At 39.3% G+C, this 21,411-nt stretch carries 21 protein-coding genes; 8 read left to right on the top strand and 13 right to left on the bottom strand.

All coding sequences use genetic code 11. The features are described 5' to 3' along the window. Window positions 1-5: 5 nt before the first annotated feature. Window positions 6-179 carry a hypothetical protein gene (locus TLET_RS10975; protein ID WP_154654502.1) on the bottom strand — a complete coding sequence of 58 codons (174 nt, stop codon included), beginning with the start codon at window positions 177-179 and terminating at the stop codon, window positions 6-8. A 113-nt stretch (window positions 180-292) separates the two neighbouring features. On the opposite strand from TLET_RS10975, the gene TLET_RS08710 reads away from it, so the two are divergent. Then, on the top strand, window positions 293-1,144 hold the full coding sequence (locus TLET_RS08710) for a DMT family transporter (RefSeq protein ID WP_028843762.1): 852 nt from the start codon (window positions 293-295) through the stop codon (window positions 1,142-1,144). On the opposite strand, the gene TLET_RS08705 is transcribed toward TLET_RS08710, so the two are convergent. Genes TLET_RS08705 through TLET_RS08695 form a run of 3 tightly spaced genes read right to left on the bottom strand, consistent with a single transcriptional unit; the run spans window position 1,134 to window position 4,268 of the window. Continuing rightward, window positions 1,134-2,528 carry an FAD-binding oxidoreductase gene (locus tag TLET_RS08705; RefSeq protein ID WP_012003724.1) on the bottom strand — a complete coding sequence of 465 codons (1,395 nt, stop codon included), beginning with the start codon at window positions 2,526-2,528 and terminating at the stop codon, window positions 1,134-1,136. The two genes, TLET_RS08710 and TLET_RS08705, sit on opposite strands and share 11 nt — an antisense overlap. Continuing rightward, window positions 2,521-3,471, bottom strand: a complete 951-nt coding sequence (locus TLET_RS08700) for an electron transfer flavoprotein subunit alpha/FixB family protein (RefSeq protein WP_012003723.1) — start codon at window positions 3,469-3,471, stop codon at window positions 2,521-2,523. The genes TLET_RS08705 and TLET_RS08700 overlap by 8 nt, the downstream gene beginning before the upstream one ends. Beyond that, entirely contained in the window at window positions 3,468-4,268 is an 801-nt protein-coding gene (locus tag TLET_RS08695) for an electron transfer flavoprotein subunit beta/FixA family protein (RefSeq protein WP_012003722.1), read from the bottom strand. Before TLET_RS08695 ends, TLET_RS08700 begins: the two co-directional genes overlap by 4 nt. Window positions 4,269-4,388: 120 nt before the next feature. Between TLET_RS08695 and nagZ the strand changes: the two genes are divergently transcribed. From nagZ to TLET_RS10890, 7 genes are all read left to right on the top strand, one after another. Then, window positions 4,389-5,897 (top strand): beta-N-acetylhexosaminidase, encoded by a 1,509-nt coding sequence (gene nagZ, locus TLET_RS08690; RefSeq protein ID WP_012003721.1) that lies wholly within the window; start codon window positions 4,389-4,391, stop codon window positions 5,895-5,897. After that, window positions 5,894-6,793: an N-acetylmuramic acid 6-phosphate etherase gene (gene murQ, locus TLET_RS08685; RefSeq protein WP_012003720.1), complete on the top strand. Its 900-nt coding sequence runs from the start codon at window positions 5,894-5,896 to the stop codon at window positions 6,791-6,793. The genes nagZ and murQ overlap by 4 nt, the downstream gene beginning before the upstream one ends. 53 nt (window positions 6,794-6,846) lie before the next feature. Continuing rightward, window positions 6,847-7,596, top strand: coding sequence for a GntR family transcriptional regulator (locus tag TLET_RS08680; protein WP_012003719.1), 750 nt, complete (start codon window positions 6,847-6,849; stop codon window positions 7,594-7,596). A gap of 23 nt (window positions 7,597-7,619) precedes the next feature. Beyond that, window positions 7,620-9,113 (top strand): ABC transporter substrate-binding protein, encoded by a 1,494-nt coding sequence (locus TLET_RS08675; RefSeq protein ID WP_012003718.1) that lies wholly within the window; start codon window positions 7,620-7,622, stop codon window positions 9,111-9,113. Further along, a complete protein-coding gene (locus tag TLET_RS08670) occupies window positions 9,110-10,063 on the top strand; it encodes an ABC transporter permease (protein ID WP_012003717.1) in 954 nt (317 codons plus the stop codon). Before TLET_RS08675 ends, TLET_RS08670 begins: the two co-directional genes overlap by 4 nt. A gap of 10 nt (window positions 10,064-10,073) precedes the next feature. Beyond that, the gene (locus TLET_RS08665) at window positions 10,074-10,901 is read left to right on the top strand and encodes an ABC transporter permease (protein ID WP_012003716.1); all 828 of its coding nucleotides are present in this window, start codon (window positions 10,074-10,076) and stop codon (window positions 10,899-10,901) included. A gap of 292 nt (window positions 10,902-11,193) precedes the next feature. Beyond that, entirely contained in the window at window positions 11,194-11,385 is a 192-nt protein-coding gene (locus TLET_RS10890; RefSeq protein ID WP_148202154.1) for a hypothetical protein, read from the top strand. Window positions 11,386-11,437: 52 nt separating this feature from the next. Here the strand turns inward: TLET_RS10890 and TLET_RS08660 are convergent, their stop codons facing one another. The 9 genes from TLET_RS08660 to TLET_RS08620 all read right to left on the bottom strand — a co-directional run bounded on the left by TLET_RS08660 (window position 11,438) and on the right by TLET_RS08620 (window position 21,327). Next, entirely contained in the window at window positions 11,438-12,361 is a 924-nt protein-coding gene (locus TLET_RS08660) for a sugar-binding transcriptional regulator (protein WP_012003715.1), read from the bottom strand. Window positions 12,362-12,390: 29 nt separating this feature from the next. Then, complete coding sequence (locus tag TLET_RS08655) at window positions 12,391-13,521, bottom strand: RuBisCO large subunit C-terminal-like domain-containing protein (protein WP_012003714.1); 1,131 nt, start codon at window positions 13,519-13,521, stop codon at window positions 12,391-12,393. Between the two features lie 17 nt (window positions 13,522-13,538). After that, on the bottom strand, window positions 13,539-14,540 hold the full coding sequence (locus TLET_RS08650) for a transketolase family protein (RefSeq protein ID WP_012003713.1): 1,002 nt from the start codon (window positions 14,538-14,540) through the stop codon (window positions 13,539-13,541). Next, window positions 14,537-15,445: a transketolase gene (locus TLET_RS08645; protein ID WP_012003712.1), complete on the bottom strand. Its 909-nt coding sequence runs from the start codon at window positions 15,443-15,445 to the stop codon at window positions 14,537-14,539. Before TLET_RS08645 ends, TLET_RS08650 begins: the two co-directional genes overlap by 4 nt. A gap of 18 nt (window positions 15,446-15,463) precedes the next feature. Continuing rightward, on the bottom strand, window positions 15,464-16,501 hold the full coding sequence (gene mtnA / locus TLET_RS08640; RefSeq protein ID WP_012003711.1) for an S-methyl-5-thioribose-1-phosphate isomerase: 1,038 nt from the start codon (window positions 16,499-16,501) through the stop codon (window positions 15,464-15,466). Window positions 16,502-16,515: 14 nt separating this feature from the next. After that, window positions 16,516-17,718 carry an S-methyl-5-thioribose kinase gene (gene mtnK, locus TLET_RS08635; protein WP_012003710.1) on the bottom strand — a complete coding sequence of 401 codons (1,203 nt, stop codon included), beginning with the start codon at window positions 17,716-17,718 and terminating at the stop codon, window positions 16,516-16,518. A gap of 18 nt (window positions 17,719-17,736) precedes the next feature. After that, window positions 17,737-18,747: an ABC transporter permease gene (locus tag TLET_RS08630; RefSeq protein WP_012003709.1), complete on the bottom strand. Its 1,011-nt coding sequence runs from the start codon at window positions 18,745-18,747 to the stop codon at window positions 17,737-17,739. After that, on the bottom strand, window positions 18,744-20,213 hold the full coding sequence (locus tag TLET_RS08625) for a sugar ABC transporter ATP-binding protein (protein WP_161632323.1): 1,470 nt from the start codon (window positions 20,211-20,213) through the stop codon (window positions 18,744-18,746). The genes TLET_RS08630 and TLET_RS08625 overlap by 4 nt, the downstream gene beginning before the upstream one ends. A gap of 67 nt (window positions 20,214-20,280) precedes the next feature. Next, complete coding sequence (locus tag TLET_RS08620; RefSeq protein WP_012003707.1) at window positions 20,281-21,327, bottom strand: sugar ABC transporter substrate-binding protein; 1,047 nt, start codon at window positions 21,325-21,327, stop codon at window positions 20,281-20,283. Between the last annotated feature and the right edge of the window lie 84 nt (window positions 21,328-21,411).

Raw genomic sequence — 21,411 nt, 5'->3', positions numbered from 1 at the left:
TTCTTTTATGCAAATGCTAAATTCCCTCTTTCCGTGTTCATGATGGAAACAGTTGATTTCGACATATAAAGCTTTTTTCTCCTCAGCAGATACTTTTCTAATGTTATTTTGAAGCCGGATTGCTCAGGGAATTTTGCAGCATTTTCACGGGATGTATAAACGATCATCGCTTCTTTCACGCTCCAACCTCCTACATAAATAAGATAACATCTAATGCTGTTGAGATTTCATGAAGATATATCTGAAACAAAGTCGATACTTTGGAGATCTATAAAGATAGTATGATTGAATCATGAAAGATATGGGAAGATCAACATCTTTTATTTATCTGGTAATCACGGCAATATTGTGGAGCCTTGGTGGAGTGTTGATAAAATTAGTTGATTGGAATCCAATTGCGATAGCCGGTTCAAGAAGCGCTATTGCAGCGATTGTTATGCTTATTTATTTGAGAAAACCCAGGTTAACCTGGAGTATTGATCAATTACTTGCAGCTTTTTTCTATGCAGGAGTCGTTATTTTGTTTGTGATGGCAAACAAGTTCACAACAGCAGCAAATGCAATATTGCTTCAATACAGTGCCCCCGTTTATGTTGCTTTGCTTGGTTCATGGCTTTTAAAGGAGAAAGCAAACAGATATGATTGGCTGACAATTGGTTTGGTTTTCTCTGGTATGATCCTTTTCTTTCTGGATGAGCTTGATTTCGGAAATTTGCTTGGCAATATATTTGCAATTTTGAGCGGGATTTCTTTTGCTTTCATGATTGTTTTTTTAAGAAGACAAAAGAAATCTTCAACGACAGAATCGGTTTTTCTTGGTAATATTTTTGCAGCATTGTTTTCGCTTCCTTTTATGACAGAACCATTGCCTTCCCTATCAGGGTTCTTGGGAATAATACTTCTTGGAACTGTTCAGCTTGGGATATCTTACATACTGTACTCAATTGCAATAAAACATGTAACTGCACTTGAAGCCATACTTGTTCCTGTTCTGGAGCCAATTTTAAATCCCGTCTGGGTTTTCATTGCCACAAAAGAAACGCCCGGAAAATGGGCCCTTCTGGGAGGAACGGTAATACTTTGTTCGGTAACGTGCAGGTATGCTTTTCCGGTCATAAACAAAAAACTCAAACTCAAGACATAAATAATTTCGAAGGATTCAAAATGTTTCCGGGATCTATCGCTTTTTTGATTTTTTTCATCAAGTCTATTTCTTCCTGACGGAAAAATATGGGCAGGTATTTTTTTCTCTTTAGTCCAACACCGTGCTCTCCAGTCATACTTCCTTCTAACTGCGCCGTGATCTGATAGAGTTCTTCTAAGGATTTTTCAGTTGACAACTTCCAGTTTTCATTGTTCATTGACTCCGGTTTGAGGAAAGTCACATGGACATTTCCATCGCCAACATGGCCAAAATTTAAAACTTCGATGTTGTTTTTTCTGGCTATCTGATAGGTAGATTGGATCAACCTGGGTATGGCATTGATTGGAACACTTACATCTTCCATGCAATGTTCTGGTCTGAAAGCAATTATTCCCTCAGCTATTGCCTTTCTGAATTTCCATATCTTCATCTTTTGATGTCTGTTATCTGCTATGTAAACTTCCATTGCTCCCATCTGCTGAAGTTTCTCGCCGAGTGATATATACAGTTTGATTAAGCTTTGCCTGTCAGATGAATCAATCTCGAATATCAGGTGACATCCTGCTTCTTGATAAGGTATGGCCTCGTTCAGAAATCTGGAAGCCATCTGTACTGAATATTTGTCCATCAACTCTATAGATGTAGGGAGGATTCCAGATTGAGAAAGTACTTTCGGTACGCACCTAACAGCATCGTCAATGCTTTCAAAAGGTGCGAGAAGTACAGCGGAATATTTTGGCTTTGGAATCAATCTGAGTATTATTTTTGTCACTATTCCAAGTGTGCCTTCGCTTCCTATGAAGAGTCTTATCATATCGTATCCCATGACATTTTTCATCATTTTTCCACCAAAGTGGACTATTTCTCCTGTGGGCAAAACGACTTCTATTCCAAGAACATGATAGCTCGTGGGACCATACTTTAATACCTTTACGCCCCCTGCGTTCTCTGCCACATTCCCACCTATTGAAGAACTTTCGCTGCTGGCAGGATCTCCTGCATAAAATAAGCCATGTTCTTCAGCGAGCTTCTGTATCTCGTCTGTTATGACGCCGGGCTCTACAGTGACAGTCATATTTTCTGCGTCAAATTCGATTATATGATTCATTTTTTCCAGTGATAATATCAGTCCATTTTTTTCAGCAACAGCCCCACCAGACAGACCTGTGCCGGCGCCTCTTGGTGTGACTGGAATTTTGTGATTATAGGCAAATTTCATTATCTCACTTACTTCGTTTGCACTGTTAGCAAAAACAACTGCCATTGGCAAAGGAGGCCTCACACCGCTTGTCTCATCTTTCGAATATCTTTCGAGTTCTTCAACATCTGTCTTAATATTTTCCTCGCCCACGATTTTCCTGAGATGTTCTATAATGCTATTCATTAGTTTCATCCTCCAGGTATTTAGTTATCTGTTCAAGGGTACTGCATGCATCTGAAACTATTCCTATGTCTGCCACCTTGAAGATTGGAGCGTATTTATCTTTGTTAATAGCGATAATGATTTGTGAAGTTTGCATCCCGGCAAGGTGCTGTACAGCACCAGATATGCCTGCAGCAATGTAGATTTTAGGTTTGACTACTTTTCCACTTAATCCAACCTGGTGATCAAAAGAGATCCATTTTGCATCTACAACGGCTCTTGTTGCGCCAACTGCTCCATTGATTAATCGGGCAAGTTTTTCAGCTATCTGAACATTTTCTTTTTTCCTGAGTCCCTTTCCAACAGATATTACTACCTCTGAATCTTCTATTTTCGCTTCTTTTTTCTCTGTAAATCCTATCAATTGATATTTGTCGGTTGTTTCGGTAATTCTTTTGAAAATGATCTCGCATTTTTGTTTTTTCACCTGTAAGATTGGAAAGACTTTTGGCCTGACTGTTGCCATTTGAGGCCGGTGATTTGGGGTGATTATTGTCGCCATGACATTTCCACCGATCGCTGGCCTTGTTTGTAAAAGGTTTCCATTTTCATCGACATCGAGTTCTGTACAATCTGCCGTTAAGCCTGTTTTCAGTTTAGCTGCGAGTGCTGGCATAATAGTTCTTCCAAAAGTGGTAGCTGGTGCAAGTATTATAGTTGGACTGTATTCCCTGACAGTTTTTTCCACATACTCTATCAATGGTTCAGGTGAAAGTCTTTCCATTTTTTCGAAAATCAGAACGATTATTTTATCGGCATATTTTTTTAAAATGTCTATATCTGGATTTTTCGTGCAACACAATATAAGCATCAGCTGAGAATTTATTTTTTCTGCCATTTGGTTTGATTTACTTAGCAATTCCAGGGTAGTTCGATCAGTGCGATCGTTGAGCACACATATCATTTCACTGCACTTCCTTTGTATGGCTTTAGAATCTCCACGATTTCTTTTATTCCTTTTGAAACATCTTTTCCTGAGTATATGAAACAATTTCTTGAAAATTTAGTATTATAAACTTTCACGACTCTTGTAGGGGAAGCTCTTAGGCCGACTTCGTTCTGAGAAAAGCCGAGATCCTTTGCTGTGTATATCTCAACTTTTTTACCAAGCGCCGCTTTTTTGCCAGATAATGTTGGCAGTCTTGGCTCGCTTACAGTTCTTAAAACTGCAAGAACCGCTGGTAGTTTTACCTTCCATACCTCATACGCATCTTCTGTGGTTCTTTCAGCCACTATTGATTGTTCTTCAATTGCTATGAATTTTGATACATAGGTTAACACAGGCAGGTTCAAGAGCATAGCGAGTTCTATCCCAACCTGACCTGTTTCACCATCGGTGGCTTTTTCGCCGCAAAGAACGAGATCGAACGAGATATTCAGTCTTTTGATTGCTTCAGATAAAGTAAAGCTGGTAGCCCATGTATCTGAACCTGCAAAAAATGGATCGCTCAGAAGTATTGCTCTGTCTGCTCCAAGAGCGTATGCATCTTTCAAAACTTCCTCACAGTTCATTGGGCCCATGCTCATTACCGTTATATGTGCCTGATGGGATTCTTTCAGATTCAATGCTAATTCAAGAGCATGCATGTCAAGAGGGTTCATAATAGCATCCAATCCCTCACGGATCATGGTTCCAGTTTCTGGATCTATCTTTACCCTATCTGTGTCCGGTACCTGTTTTGCAAGAACAAGTATTTTCATGCTGATAACACCTCACTCTATCTGCTGTACATATCTTATACCATAAATGACCATAATGTAAAGACATATTGTCTGAATATCTGATATAATAATCCCAGAAATTCATTAAGGAGGATGGATATGAGCTTAGAAAGCCTTGCTGGGGAGCTTTTTATGGTTGGTATAGATGGTACGGAATTAACTGATGAGGCTGCGCGCGTTCTTGAGCAGGTTAAACCTGGTTTTATCATACTTTTTTCAAGAAACATTGAATCTCCGGAGCAACTTTACCAGCTGATCAAAGAGCTCAGAAAAGTTGTCAAAAAGCCTGTAGTCTTTTCCATAGATCAGGAAGGAGGAATTGTAACAAGGCTTAGAAATGGATTTACAGTGAGTTGTGGAGCGATGGCCCTTGCGGCGACGAAAGATGAAAACAATGCATATCTCGCTGGGAAGATTCTGGCTTTGGAAATGAAATCTCTTGGAATTACGTGGAATCTCGCCCCGGTGCTTGATATAAATGACAATCCGAATAACCCGGGAATTGGAGTGAGAAGTTTTGGGGACACACCGCAAAAAGTGATAAAGTTCGCCAAGGCTTTTTACAAAGGTTTGAGCGAGGAATCAGTCGCAGCCTGCGGTAAGCATTTTCCTGGAAAAGGGAGTGTGGAAGTTGATGCGCACTTAGATATGCCTGTTTTGCAAAAATCTCTTGAAGAACTCAAAAGATGGGAATTGATACCCTTTGTTGAGCTTATGAAAGAAGGTTTAGAAAGTATCATGCCGAGCCATATACATTTGCCACAATTGCAACCAGACAGGCTGCCAGCTACGGTTTCAAAAGAAATACTCACAGATCTGCTCAGAAAAACGTTGAACTATCATGGTATAGCTGTGGCTGATGATCTGTTGATGGGTGGTATAACAAAAGCTATGTCTGTTGAAGATGCGGTGATTAATTCCTTCAAATCAGGTATGGATGTTTTAAGTTTATGCCATGAACCACAGGCTCAAATTTCTGCCAAAAAAGCTTTACTTGAGCAGATAAAGAAAAATCCTGAGCTTGAAAAAAGATTATCTGAATCTCTTGGAAGAATTAAAAATTTTAAAGAGAAATTCTATTTAAAAACCCTTCCCGATGAAATATCATTTGATTTTTCTGATCATGAAAAGATCATGGACAAAATAGCAGAACAATCTATAACTCTTGTGAGCGATGAAGATAAGATGATTCCTCTTGAGTTATCTGTGAATGATTGTGTGATCACTGTGAAAACAAGCAGGCTTGTTCAGGTTCAGGAAACTCAAATGGGAATTCCATGGGTTGCGAAAGAATTGTCAGAAAAATTTGGTTGTGAATTGCTGGTGGTGGATAAAGATTCAAAATTAGCAAAAAAAGGTAAAAAATGCGTTTTTTTCACGGAAAATGCTCATCTCAGTGCCTGGCAAAGTCGATTACTCGAACAGGCAAGAAGCAATTTCAGACAGTTACTTGTTGTGGCAATGAGAAATCCGTATGATTGTTTTCTTGTTAACTCATCTTCTATATGTTCTTACAGTTATGAAATGGTTTCCCAAAGGGCACTTTTTAAGGTTTTGCTCGGAGAGATTAAACCCCTTGGAGAATTACCAGTGGAGGTGTTCAAATGAGTCTATCCAATTTACCTACAGAAATGGTGAATCCCAAGACAAGAAATCTTGATGCGAGAGATACTTTCGAAATACTCAAACTCATTAACGAAGAGGACGCGCTTGTGGCTCTTGCAATAAGAGAGGTGTTGACAGAAATAGATAAGGTTGTCCAAATGTGTATAAACTGCCTTGAAAAGAACGGACGCGTATTTTATGTAGGAGCTGGAACGAGTGGTAGAGTTGCGTATGTAGATGCTGTTGAATTGATTCCTACTTACAGCCTGCAGGAGGGTGTATTTATTCCAATAATAGCGGGTGGCACTCAAGCACTTGGAAAATCTGTAGAAGGCGTAGAAGATGATGAAGAAGGTGGAAAAAATGATCTATTTTCCTACAAACCTTCTGAAAAAGATGTTGTTATTGGAATAGCTGCCAGTGGAAGGACACCTTATGTAGCAGGTGCTTTAAGATATGCTAAGCAGTGTGGTTGTAAAACCGCTCTGATATGTAATGTGAGAAAACCTCTTCTGGCCGAATACGCTGATGTTGTGATTGCTGCTGAAACTGGGCCAGAGGTTGTAGCGGGCAGCACGAGAATGAAAGCCGGCACAGCGCAGAAGATGATTCTAAATATGATAAGTACAACTGTTATGGTTAAGATGGGCAAGGTTTACGACAATCTCATGGTTGATGTTATGGTTTTAAATGAAAAACTTAGAGAAAGAGCTCAGAATATAGTTACTCACATAACAGGTGTAGATAAACAGACAGCAGAGATTTATTTAAAGAAAGCTGATTACAATGTGAAAGTAGCGGTATTGATGATTTTGTCAAAAAATGATGTCGAGGAATGCAGAAAAATACTACAAGATCAATCAAATCTTAGAAAAGCTTTACAGATAGCAGTTAGATAAGTTTTTTGCTATTATTTAAGCATCGCTAAAATTTATGAGAAAGGGGATTGAAAATGGATAAAGAATACCCCATTCCGCTTTATTACAAAGTTTATCAGAATTTGAGGCAGAAAATTCTTGATGGTGTCTACAAACCAGGTGATAGAATACCACCCGAATCTGAGCTGGTGCAAATCTATAATGTGAGCAGATTAACAGTCAGAAGAGCTCTTGAGGAATTGAGATCAGAAGGTTTTATAACGAGAGCAAAGGGCAGAGGTACTTTTATCACTGGTAAGAAAGAAGAAGAGCAGATGAATGTGCTTAAAGGTTTCACTGACAAAGCGAAAGAAGAAGGATTCGCCGTAAAATCCATCGTTCTTGAAAACAAACTGGTGGAGGTTCCACCAGATCTTGCAGAGGTATTTGCAATTGACCAGGGGACAATGGTTATATTGCTGAAACGAGTGCGTTATATGAACGAAGAGCCCGTGGCAATAGAAAGTGCTTATTTGAATACTTCTGTTGATGTCAGATTGCTGAATATCCTGAAAAGAGATATGTCAAAGGAATCTCTCTATGATTTTTTAAGAGCAGATTTGAAATTGCCGCTTTTGAGGGCATACGAGATTCTTGAGGTCACGCAAATATCTGGCATGGATGCTAAATATTTGAATGTTTCAGCAGGCCTGTGCGCTTTGCTTAGAAAACGTTACACTTACACTACAGCTAACAAATGCCTGGAATTTGTCAGATCTATTTATAGAGGAGACAAATACAGATTCAAAATCGAACTAAAAACAACTGGTGTTTTTGAAAAATGAAAACCATAAAGGGGGGTGCTTTCATGAAGAAGTTTTTGGTAGCTATTCTGGCAGTTTTTGCAGTAGCTGGGATTTTTGCAGCTGATGGAAGATTGATTATCGCTATGGAAACAGAACCTGTAGGTCTTGATCCACACCTTGTTACAGCTTTCGCATCTCACAGGGTTTTGGAAAATATCTACGATGGTTTATTCAGATATGATGAAAATATGAGATTAATACCAAACCTTGCTGAAGAAGCCAAAGCTGTGGATCCTTATACAATTATTTTCAAAATCAGGGATGGTGTGAAATTTCACGATGGAACTCCTTTAACCGTTGAGGATGTGCTTTTCAGTTTTCAAAGAATATTGGATCCGGACACAAAATCTCCTGCTGCCGCGTTTTATCAAGATGTCGAATCTATCAAAGCCATAGACAACAACAAAATCGAGTTCAAGTTGAAGAAACCCATGGCAAGCGCACTTTTACCTAACTTCGCGGGTGTGAACAGCTCAATAGTTTCTAAAAAATTTGTTGAATCTGGAAAAAATATGCAACTTGAAACAAACGGAACAGGTCCATTCTATTTAGCCGAATATGTGCCCGGGAATTACATCATTTTGAAGAAAAATCCTTATTACTTTGTGAAAGATCAACCCAAATTCGATGAAATCAAAATCGTTTTCATGCCCGAAGAAGTTTCCAGAGTAGCGGCTTTGAAGAATGGCGATGTTGATATAGCCAAGATCAATGAGCCATTGAATCTCAAGCAATTCCCAGAAGGTAAATTCAAAATCTACAGATCACCGGTACTCAGTTATTACCTGATAGGTATCAACACCACAAGAAAACCTTTAAACGATCCAAAGGTGAGGAATGCGCTTAACTACGCTATCAACAGAGAAGCTATTATAAAGGCTGTTGCTTTCTCCGAAGGAGTAGTAACAGGCCCGTTGAATCCAGCTGTTCAGCCATGGGCACTTCAACCAAAGGCTTTTGATGAATATACATACAACCCTGCAAAGGCAAAAGAGCTTTTAGCACAAGCTGGTTATCCAAATGGTTTTGAGTTCGAAATTGTAGCATCACAGAGATATAATTTTGATAAAGTTGCGCAGGTTATTCAAGCTCAACTTGCTGAAATCGGCGTTAAAGTGAAGATCAATCTGGTTGAATGGGGTATATTCGTCAAAAAGTGGCGTGAGAGCGATTTCGATGCCTTCATTTCTATGAACAGCGGATCAATAGAACCTGATATTCAATTTTACAGGACATTCCATACCGGTGGATCGACAAATGTTTTCCTGTATTCAAATCCAAGAGTTGATGAATTACTCGATCTCGGGAGAAGTGAAGTCGATATATCAAAGAGAAAATCCATCTATGATGAATTGCAAAGGATCATCGTAAAAGAATCACCCGTTATATTCCTGTACAGTGCAAACCAGATCTTTGTGAGTAATGCATCTGTTGAAGGTTTCAAACTTCTTGCAAACGAGAGTCTTGTATTTTTAAGGGAGACCTATAAGAAGTGAGTTTCGGTTATCTTATAAGACGTATTATCACATCAATTCCAACAGTTCTGTTTGTTGCTTTTGTAGTTTTTATAATAATACACCTTGTTCCGGGCGATGTCGTAGATATGATGCTTGGAACTCAAAATTATTTGACTCAAGAACAAATACAAGAACTGTACAAACAATATGGGCTTGATAAACCTTTGATTGTTCAATTTGGTGTATGGTTAAAAAATTTAGTGACACTTGATTTTGGAACGTCGTTAAGGTCAGGAAAAAAGGTGGCAGCCCTGATAGTCGATAGATTTCCTGTGACTCTGGAATTATCTATATTATCGATGTTTTTCGCAACCATTATAGGAATTCCGCTTGGTATCATCGCTGCTATCAAGAAAAATTCTTTCACCGATGGTCTGGTCAGAGTTATTGGATTGGTAGGCCTTTCGTCCCCATCTTTCTGGGTGGGGGCGATTTTGATTGTCATCTTCGCGGGGTTATTCAAAGGCTTTAACATTTTTGGTTATGTGCGCATGCAAGAAGATTTCTTGAAGAACCTGCAGGTTATGTTCCTGCCATCTCTGACACTTGGTTTGATGCTTTCGGCTCAGATTATGAGAATGACAAGATCATCAATGCTCGATGTTTTACAGCAAGAATATATAAAGACCGCAAAAGCAAAAGGAGTAAGCTACTCAAAACTCATAGGAAAACATGCTCTTAAAAATGCTCTGATACCAATCATAACACTTTCAGGCATCCAGCTTGGATATCTTCTAGCAGGGACGATTGTTATAGAAAACATGTTTGCTCTGCCGGGGCTGGGAAGATTACTTTTACAAGCGGTTAACGAGAGAGATTATCCAGTAATACAGTTTGTGGTGATGTTCATAGCCTTGATAATAGTTGCTCTGAACATAGTCGTTGATTTCATATATACACTAATTGATCCTCGAGTCGAGTTAAAGTGAGGTTTCACTAATGAATAAAACAATAAGAAGGTTTTTCAAAAATTATTTGAATCTCATTTCCTTAGTAGTTTTGTTGGCAGTTATAATTATAGCCTTTATTCCGGAAATTTTTTCACCTTACGACCCTTATTCGATGGATTACAACGCTATACTCGAACCACCTTCTTTGAAGCATCTTTTTGGAACAGATCAATTCGGCAGGGATATTTTTTCAAGATGTATTTTTGGTCTTCAGAAAAGTGTGATAATCGCGTTCAGCTCGATTTTGATTGCCTCGTTTTTTGGTTCAATTCTGGGGCTGATAGCGGGATATTATGGTGGTTTCTGGGATTTGTTGATCATGAGGATTTGCGACGGGTTTTTTGCATTTCCCTCGTTGATTCTGGCGCTTTTTATAGTAGCACTGTTTGGTGCAACCCTTATTAATATGATAATCGCTGTTGGTGTAGTTTATATACCGATTTTTGCAAGAACGGTACGAGGAGCTGCTTTATCTATTAGAGAGAGTTTGTTTGTAAAGGCGTCAAAGGTAATAGGAAAAAGTGATTTAAAAATAATGATTGAAGATGTGCTATTAAATTTATCTTCAATATTGATTGTCACTTTCACAACTAATCTCTCTACAGCTTTTCTCACTGAGGCATCGCTTGGTTTTCTTGGATTGAGCGTGCCACCACCAGAACCAACCCTTGGTGGTCTGGTTGGTCAGGGCACGGCATTTTTACTCAGTGCCCCATGGGTAACACTGTTCCCGGGATTTGTCATAGCCCTCATTGTTTTGAATCTGAATATTCTTGGAGATGGGTTGAGAGACCTTCTCGATCCAAAAAACAAGTAGACATCTCTTTCTAATACCCTTTTTCAGTTGCAAAATATTACAAAAGGACCAGTGATTGGTCCTTTTGTAGTTTCCATCTCTTTCAGAGAGGACCTTCTTTCGGACTCTACATTTTTGAGTATACCATAAATAAAGGGCTATTTGTATCTAAAATTCATAACCTGGTGTTAACAATGTTAGTGCATGTCTAACATTAACCCTTTTTCATCACTCTTTTTGGCTTCCCATGCGGATTCAGGACCTATTTCTTAAAAGTAGCTTGTTTTCGCTATGTCTATTTTTTGAGGGAGGTTTGAAGATTTTGCTTAAAATCATTGCAAATTACTGTATCAGTGACCTGATCTTGTTTTACCATCTTTCTTCACTTGCCAAAGACCCGACTCTTAACCTATTCCCGCTGCACTACATGGTTTGGAATGTTTTACTTCAAGCTATGCTTTTTAGATATCTTACATTCATCTTGAGTCCCACGATTTTGTTATAACACATTACATGTTCTTTAGAACAATTCAACCATTCACTGAAAATAGAATTTTTTATTTGTTTTCTACAAGATTTCTTGCAGTAGAGATATCTGTTATAAGTCCTGAAATCCACCCACCTTTTAATGCGGCTTTAAGAGGTAAAACTTTTTCTTTGCCCGCAGCCATAACTACAAATACTGGTATTTTTTGAATGGCATTCCAGTCAATGGATACTATTCTATCATCAAGAGAAGTTTGCACTGGCTTCCCATTTTCGTCAAAAAATCGCATAAGAACCTCTCCAACACAGCTCAACTTTTCAAGCTGTTCCATTGTTTCTTTTGAAACTAACTTGGTCTTTAACAGTGTACTTTCCTGACCCATACATCCCATTCCAACAAAAGCTATATCGACCTCAGATGCCTCCATAAGTGCTTTTTTTACTGAAGGTTCTTCTTTTATTGAAGGATTTTCTACAAGAACCGGTACAGCTAAAGGTATATACTGAGCTGAAATAGCTTCAGCCAGAATCCAGCTTATACTGTAAGGGTTTCTCTGGCCAATAAAACTGCCTGTTAAATCATGAACAGAACACTTGTGGTGTATTTGGATAATCTTCTGGGAAAGATGTGGAGCCATTGAGCTGACAGTTGTGCTCCATCCAAGCCCTATTCTCGATGGCTTATGGTCAGCTATGAACTTCAGCAAAAATTCAGCACCAAATTGTCCAAGTAGATTTCTGTCTTCAGGAGCAACAACTGCTATTTTTAATCCAAAAAGTTTTTTCAGCTCTTTTTCCAGAATATAGTATTCTGGTAATGATCGATTAATTCTAACCTGTACTATCCCTTGATTTTTTGCAACAGACAACAATCTGCTGACTTTTGTCCTTGTTATACCAAGTTCTTCGGCTATTTCTTGCTGAGTGTGTCCATCCACATAGTACATCCAGGCAATTATAGTCATCAGATCTTCGTTGCTTTGAAAACCCAGCATCAACAGTTCTCTCCTTTTGAACCAGTGAATCATCGAACATGGATTTTTTCAACCTGCGCTTTAAATGCTTTTACATTTTCTGTTAAATCTGCACCTGCTTTGTGGAGCGCCCCTCCTATTAAAAGTACCACATCTTTGTTATAAAATGACACTATATCACCACAAGAATCTATATTCATACCTCCTGCCGGAGATGGAAAGATTTCTTTGAATGATCCGAAAGGTTTTTTGAGTCCATGATTTATTTTGCGACAATCTTCTTTTGAAAAAGTAAAACGACCACCGTAATTTGGAAATATTACTACATCGGCGCCTATCATACGCTGTATTGTTCCAAACAAAACGTCAAAATCCATAATAGAAAGATATCCGCCAAGAAAGGCCGGGTGGCTCAAAATAGGAAGATCGGTGTTTTCCCTCAAAGTTATGAAACTGCTGAATCCACTGAGAGCCGGTGATACAAGCAGTGCACCACTTCCAGCTTCTTTGACAAATTCTGCTTGTTTCAACATAGTTTGCTCATTAGATGTTATGTTTGGAGCGTAGATTGTGTGAAATCCAGTTTCGCGATTTGCTTTGTGAATTGCTTCTGTTACTTTTAAAACACGATCTTTGAATTTTGAGAATGGTTGATCAGCAAGTCCGTGATCGTCTTTTATAATGTCTACACCACCAAGTGCTAAATTGTAAGCCATCTGGGCAAGCTGATCTGTTGAGAGACCCATTGGCTTGATGGCTGTTGCAAGAAGTGGCCTGTTGTATATAGAAAGCAATTTTCTCAATCCTGAAATGCCATAGCGCGGACCGGGAAAGATATTTTCTATAGAAGGGGAAAGTTGAAGGCCGATTATCTTCAAATTTGGAAACAGGCTGCAGTTTCCCATGATAACGTTGAAAAATTGTGCTGGTTCATTTCCAACAGTCTCGACAGGGTAACTTATTGTAACAACAGTGGAATTGTGATTGTTTTGAATCTCTTCAATTTTTCCAACAACATTTTCTCTAATTGAATTTCCTGTAAGTTCTATTGGAAATTCGATAGTCTGTTCAACACAGATTGCTTCGGCAATTTCCTTGGCTCTTTTACTTTCTTCAAATATCTGATATTTTACCCTGAATCTCTCCTGACTGAAATGGTATCTGGTTTCATATTCAATCACTTTGATTCACCTTCCATTTATAAATCTTCACTTTTTATAAATTGCTCAATCTCATCTATCTGTGGCTCGACAAGATCTTCTTCCTTGATATTCAGTTTTTGACCTGTGAGAATTTCAACGGCTTTTACAAGATTCATCGCATTAAGTCCATAGTATTTCATCAGATATTCTTTACTTCCACCATGAGCGTATGTGTCTTTTAAACCTATTCTTATAAGGCGTTTAGCAATACCGTTTTCAGCCATGAGTTCTGAAATTGAACTGCCAAGTCCACCAATGATTGTGTGATTTTCCATACTGATCACACCGTATTTCGTTTTTTCAATTGCATCAAGTATTGAGTCATCACCAAATGGTTTGTGAGTCGAGATATGTAAGTGTTCTATAGAAACGCCATTTTCTCTGAGCACTGCTGTGGCTTTCAGGGCTTCTTCAGTCATGATTCCGCTTGTTATCAGAGTAATATCGCTTCCTTTGCTCAAAACTCTACTCTTTCCAAATCTCATTGGTTCTTTAAACAATCTTGGTATTTGTCCCCTAAGTTGCCTGATGTAAACAGGTCCATCTATTGATTGAGCCACGTCGAGAACGCTCTCTACTTCTGTTGCATCACCTGTTTCCAGTATGGTCATGTTGGGAACTGTCCGCAAAATTCCAATGTCGTTTATCGCCTGGTGCGATGCACCACCTGGCGTAGTTATACCGGGTAAAAAGCCAAATATCCTTACTTTCAGGTTTGGATAGGCTATGCTCATTTCTATTTGATCAAGGGCTCTTCTGTACATAAAAACGGCAAAAGTATGTACGAAGGGTGTAAAGCCTTCTCTTGCCATACCTCCTGCTGCGCTCATCATGTTTTGTTCGGTCATTCCGAAGGAATAAAATCTATCTGGATAGGTTTCTTTGAAAAGACCTATTTCCGTAGAATTGGTTAAATCAGCTGAAAAAACAACGACTTCCGGTTTATCGGCAGCCCATTTGACAAGATTTCTCTCATGAACTCTTGCTTCTAATTTCATTGACCATCACCCCCGAATCTTTCGTGCAGAAATTGCTGAAGTTCTTCTTTTTCCTGTTCATTTGTTATTCTTATGTAATGAAATTTTGGTGCTCTTTTTTTGAGTATTTCAATGCCCTGATATGGGATAGTCCTTGCGATAATAAACAAAGGTTTTGATTCATGAGGAGTGTTTGCCGCATCAATGAGTTGTTTCGTATCATGTCCATTCACTTCTGCTGCCACTGCTCCGAAAGATTCCAATCTTTTTTTCAGTGGTTCAATTTGATTTACAGTATCTATTTTTCCATCTGCTGATTGTCCATTTGCGTCGATTATCACATTGACAGTATCTATTTTGTAAAAAGAAAGTGTTTCTATTGCTTCCCATGTCTGGCCAATCATGAATTCCCCATCGGACATGACAAGCCAGTTTTTCCCAGTTTCACCTTTTCTCTTTCTTGCCAGAGCTATACCAAGAACCTGTGAGATAGTTTGACCAAGTGAGCCGGACATCAATTCATGACCGGGTGAATGATCGGCACCTATCATCTCGACTGTAAAACCATCTTTGTTGAACATCTCCAAGCCTTCAGCAGCCATGCGATTTGTTTCAACAAGAGTGGCATACAAAACCAGAGCGTAATGCACGGGACTGAGAAAAAACCTGTCGAGCTGGGGTTCTTTTGGACCGTTGTAACCGTAACCGGAAAAATATTCTCTGTTGTTTTTCGATGGTACACCGGTGAAAGCAGGGGGAATTTTTGGAGCTACTGATGGACCAATGTTCATCAGTTTGGTGTAGAGAGTGGCTAAAATTTCTGCACTTGAACATGCTTGAGATAAATAACCGCCACCATTTCTTATTGTAAATTCAAGTACCCTGCGTCTTATCCCATCTGCTATTTTCTTGATATCTTTATTCACTGAACATCACCTCCGAAGTTACGCCGATTCAAAAAGCTTTCTGAGATTTTCTTTGAACGGTGGGTAAACAATGCCTTTTTCTGTGATAATGCCTGAAATTAATTCTGCCGGGGTCACATCGAAAGCTGGATTGAAAACAGGGCTTTCCTGTGGTGCAACCTGACTATTTCCCACACAGCGGATTTCATCAGCACTTCTTTCTTCTATTGGTATATCCTGACCTGCAGGTGTTTTGAGATCAATCGTACTGGTTGGTGCAACAACGTATAATGGAACATTATGGTATTTGGCAACTATGGCGAGGTTGTAAGTTCCTATTTTATTTGCAGTATCGCCGTTGGCTGCTATTCTGTCTGCTCCAACAAGTGCAAGATCGATTTTGAATTTTTTCATCACCAGACCACTTGCTCCATCTACGATTATTGTGTGAGGTATACCGAGTTCTTTCATTTCCCAGGCAGATAAACGGGCTCCCTGTAATCTTGGCCTTGTTTCATCCAGGAAAACGTGTATTTTTTTACCTATTTCGTGTGCATATCTTATTACTCCTAAAGCAGTACCGTAATCAACTGTTGCCAGAGATCCTGTGTTACAGTGGTGAATTATCTTTGCTCCAAAAGGTACAAGTTCAACACCATTTTTAGCTATCTGTTTGTTTATTTCAACATCTTCGCGTTCAATATCAGTTGCTTCTTTTTCCAGAATCATTTTTAAATCTTCGAGCGAACCATTGAACCCCTGCCAGATTTTTTTCATTCTATCCAGTGCCCAGAAAAGATTCACGGCAGTGGGTCTTGAGGCTCTCAGAAGATCGTCGGCCTTTTGAAGTTCTCTGATTAAATCGTCATTTTTCGAAAGCTTTTGCACACAAAGAACCATTCCATAAGCTGCTGCTACTCCAATTGCCGGAGCACCTCTAACGGTCATCTCTTTAATGGCTCTGGCAACCTCATCAACAGTTTTCAATTCAAGATACAGAGTTTTCTCTGGTAGGTATCTCTGATCTAAGAGTACAAGTTTATCCTTTTTCCATTCTATAGATCTGAATGTGCTCAAATCATTTCCTCCTTTCAAATCAATGGTTTTGAATTTTTCATAACTTGCGACAGATCTTGAATTTTTTCAACGTCTTTCCACATGTTGATCCAATTAATAGCAATATACAGGGCAATACTTTCTGATTTCGCCCTGATGTTTTCATCTTTTATTGTCCAGAAATCATGAACATGCGCCATTCCTATAGTCCTTCTGAAAATCTCAGCTGCACCAAATCCAGCCGATTCTTTAAGAAGCCTTAGCATGTAATTTTCTCTATAGCTTTCTGAAGGCCATTCGCCATTTGAATCTTTTTCCCAGGCATTCAAAAATCTCTGCTGAAAAACGTTCCAGGTTTCTTCGAAAGACTCAGCTATCCATTCTCTATATACATTTCTTGTGCCTGGTTCTACTCTGTGTGCTTCCTGTGCGGCATAGGCAATTGCAAGGTTCGCAAAGTAGGTTCCTATGTCATGTGCCATTGGGCCGTAAAATGCAAATTCCGGGTCGATCACTTTCGTTGTTTTTTCATTTAACATTATCGAACCGGTGTGCAAATCGTTGTGGATTAAGGCCTGAGATTTAGTCATATAAAGTTCTTTGAAGTAGAATATTTCACCTCTGATTTTGTCATCCTGGTGAATCTTTTTTACTATTTCATCAAGAGGCTTACTCCATTTATTGTTTGGATGATCAATATATGGTTGTGTGAATACCAAATCTTCCTGAACTTTGCACAGAACAGGGTTTGAAAAATTGATCACCATTTCTTTTTTCTTTCCTGAAGATAAGTAAAGATCAGAAGTATAGAACAGGGTTTTTGCCATGAAGATCCCTATGTGCTCAGCAACTTTTGGAAAGATTTCTCCATCTATTAAAGCTTCGCGCATAACTTTTAATTCCTTAAGGTCTTCTATCACAAGGACGTGCGATTTATTATCGTAGAAATATATTTTTGGGACATAATCTGGTGCGTACTGTGATTCTATACTGAGGGTTTCGTACTCTATTCTCTGCCTGTCAACTGGCATTTTGAAATCTGGATATCTCCATGCATACGGCAAAGCCTGCTTCAGTATAACAGAATTTCCATTTTCGATATTGCAAATGCGGAATATTAAATTAACATTGCCTTCTGAAATAATCTGAGCCGAAAGTTTTCCATCGCCAAGAATAGATTTTCTGAGATCGGTTTTTTCCACATATTCCAAAACGGTTCTTTCGTTGAGCTGTTCCATCTGCTTCGACCTCCTTAATTAACGTGATTCTTTGCGTATGGCGAAACTAATTCCCAGAGCAGATACTAATACCAGACCTTTAATGAAGTCCTGTATATACCATGGTGTGTTGAGCATAGTAAGACCATTCAGCATAACTCCAACAAAAACTGCTCCTAAGAACGTACCCCAGACGTTAGGCCTTCTGACACCAAGTACTGCAAAACCGAAATATGTTGATGCAACTGCGTCCAGAAGATAAGGGTCTCCTGCTTTAACCGCACCAGAACCAATGCGCGAAGCGAGGACAAGACCTCCGAGGGTTGCAAGTAAAGCACTTATTACGTAAGCAGCTGTTCTGTATTTTTTCACCGGTATACCTGCTAACCTTGCAGCTTCGATGTTCCCACCAACTGCATAAAAAGCTCTGCCAAATCTCGTGAATTCAAGCAAAAACCAGGTGATCAGCACTACGCAGAGCATTATAATGACCGGTACAGGTATGCCGCGAAAGTTCTCTGTTTTGAATACGAACCCCTGTCCTATCGTTAAGAATTCCTTGGGTATGAATCCTTTTGTGACCTGGCGCATAGGGTCCCACGGATTTGTCATGCCTCTATACACGGCATCTCCTTTTGTGATCCACATTTGCAAACCCTGGGCAAGATAAAGTGTTCCAAGTGTAGCCAGCAAATCTGGTATCCGGAGTTTCAATATCAAAAAGGAATTGAGCAAACCGATACCAATTCCAGCCAGCAGAGCACCAACTATTGCAATATACCAGGGAATCTGCCAGATAACCATTAAAGCTGTAGAAAATATCACCGCAAATCCTGTCACGGCACCAACAGACACATCCATACCATTAACAACTACCGAAAAAGTCACACCAATTGCCACGATAGTCAAAATAGAGACAGCCCTGAGGATGTCAAAAAAATTGTCTAAGCTGAAAAAGGCTCTTGTACTGAGCGAAAAGAAAACTATCAGAACAACAAGAGCAGTTATTACACCATACTTGAGAAGAAAATTTGTCATCCTATCTTTCACTGTTTCACCCCCGCTGCATAGCTCATAATCGCTTTTGAATCGGCATTTTCATAAGTTAACTCCGCCACAATCTTTCCATTCCTCATGACTAATATCCTGTCGGCTATTCCAACAGCCTCGTTTATTTCACTGGTGGCAAGAATGACAGCAGATTCTTTCGCAACTTGAATGATAAGCTGGTATATTTCCTTTTTTGCTCCTACATCAACACCTTGAGTTGGTTCATCAAGCAAAAGCACCTTTGGTTTACCTCCAAGCCATCTGCTGACAACTATTTTTTGCTGATTTCCTCCAGAAAAGTACTGTGCCTGACGTTCAATGTCGAAAGGTACCAATCGAACTTTTTCAGCCAAACTCTTGGCGTGATTGCATTCATTCTTTTTGAGTATTTTGCCTAAGAAGCCGCAGAAATTTTTTAGGAAAGGTATGGTTATATTTTCTCTCGCGGATTTGTCAAGAATCAATCCTTCTTTTCTTCTTTCTTCTGGAACGAGGTATATACCGCTTTTAATAGCATCAACGGGGCTTGTTATTTTTATTTGCTTACCGTTCACGAAAATTTTCCCATTATTAGCACGAATGGCTCCAAAGATTGCTTTCAATGTTTCTGTCTTTCCGGCACCTGTTAGGCCCGTTATGGCTAATATTTCACCCTTCCTGACACTAAAGCTCACTCCATTCACTCTGTTAAGACATTTTAAATCTTCTACTCTCAAAATTTCCTGTCCGAACTGTCTCAGATCTTTTTTTGGAAAAAGATCTTCCTGAGGTGAATCGAGCATCGCCTCAACTATTTTTGATAGTTGCGGTACATGTTCAAAATATGCTGCTTTTCTACCATTTCTGAGGACAGTGACCTCATCTGCCACAATTTGAATTTCATCCAATCTCTGGCTTATATACAAAATTCCGACATCACGCGCTTTCAATTTTTTGACAAGCTCAAAGAGCTTTTCTGCTTCAATTAGACTCAATGAAGAAGTTGGTTCATCTAAAATGAGAAATTTAACTTTATGCAACAAAGCTCTTGCTATCACAAGCTGCTGTTTTTCGTGCAAGGATAAATTCTCAACTTTCTCGAAAGCAGGTATGGGAAAACCTATATCACTCAGATCCTTTTCAGCTTTCTTTTTAAGATCTCTTGTAGAGACAATTGTGCCATACCTGTTAGCAAAATTTTCAAGATAAAGATTCTCAGCCACTGTTAGAGTTGGAACTAACTGGGTATCCACTTCCTGGTGAACTACTTCTATTCCATTGTGAAGCGCGTCAAATGGTGTTCTCAAAATTACTTCCTGGTTATCTATCGTAACTGAGCCATCATAGCTGTCGTAATACCCGGTCAAAATTTTAACCAAGGTGCTTTTCCCGGCACCATTAGCCCCTACAAGTGCATGCACTTTGCCCGATTTTATCTCTATATCGACTTTATCGAGAGCCAGAACACCGGGAAATTTTTTGCTCAAATTATTTCCTCTTAGCACAGCCATATTAGGAAGGCAGGGCAAAAAGCCCTGCCCAATTCCCCCTTTCTTATTTCTTATTTTTTTCAGTTAAAGCCTTCAGCCATTCGGGCCATACTAAATTGCTTTCACCAAGGGCCGGTAATGCTTTTACAAGTTCGTCCATGTTGGTTATATTGTTGTCGACAAGGAACTGTCTTGTAATCAATTGTGGTTCGACCAGTAAATACTTGGGTAATTTTTCTCCACCAACGAGGGCTGCCGCAGCCCTTACGGCAAGTCGACCGACTGCGTAGGAATCTGTTCCAACAGTTGCAACCCATGGACTGTTTTGCTGAATCATCATCTGAATGTCTTCGGTGGTAACATCAACTGAGTAAACTTTGAACTGATCACTTTTACCTGCTTGCATTATTGCTCTTACCGCACCTTTTGCGAATTCATCCCACATGGCGAGTACTGCATTTGCTTCGGGTTTTTCTTTCATGGCTGCTTCCATTCTTGTTTGAGTATCAGCAGCAGTTGATCCTGTAACTGCACCTATCTTTGCAACTTCTTTGATCCCGGGAAAACGCCATTTGATTATCTGCCACATTTTGTCTCTCTTATCTAATGGTGCAAATCCACCTACGTTTACATAAATAACATTTGCATTTCCTGCAAAGTCAACTGCCAGTTGTTTGCTTATCAGATAACCTATCAGCAAATCATCTTGTTCGATTTCAGGAACTCTGTTGTCATCTACAACCAGATCGAAAGTTACTACTCTGATTCCTCTGTCTAAAGCCTCTTTGATCTTTGGCATCAATGGATCTGGTCTTCCATGGTCAATTATGATCGCGTCAACTCTCTGGGTGATAAAATTTTCGATCATGGTAACCATTCTTGCCATATCTCCATGAGCGGTTGCTTCTAAAAGTGTTACGCCGAGTTCTCTTGCCATTGATTGAGCACCGGCAAGGTAACGCTCAAAGAAACTACCTTCTCCTACCTCCCTTACCAGAGCTATCCGTACATTTTTGGGATTTTCAAATTTTTTGGGGAGTTGAACCTGGGCGAAGACTGAGATCACTACTAGTGATGTTAAAAGAAACACCAGCACTTTCGAGTTTTTCATGACAATGCACCTCCATAGAGGAATAGATTATGCACATTTGTGCAATAATGCACATTTGTGCAAAACAAGTATAGCATAAATTTT

This window comes from Pseudothermotoga lettingae TMO (genome assembly GCF_000017865.1).
Lineage (GTDB): Bacteria > Thermotogota > Thermotogae > Thermotogales > DSM-5069 > Pseudothermotoga_B > Pseudothermotoga_B elfii.
The sequence above is the reverse complement of the archived record's forward strand: the minus strand, read 5'-3'. Positions and strand labels throughout refer to the sequence as shown.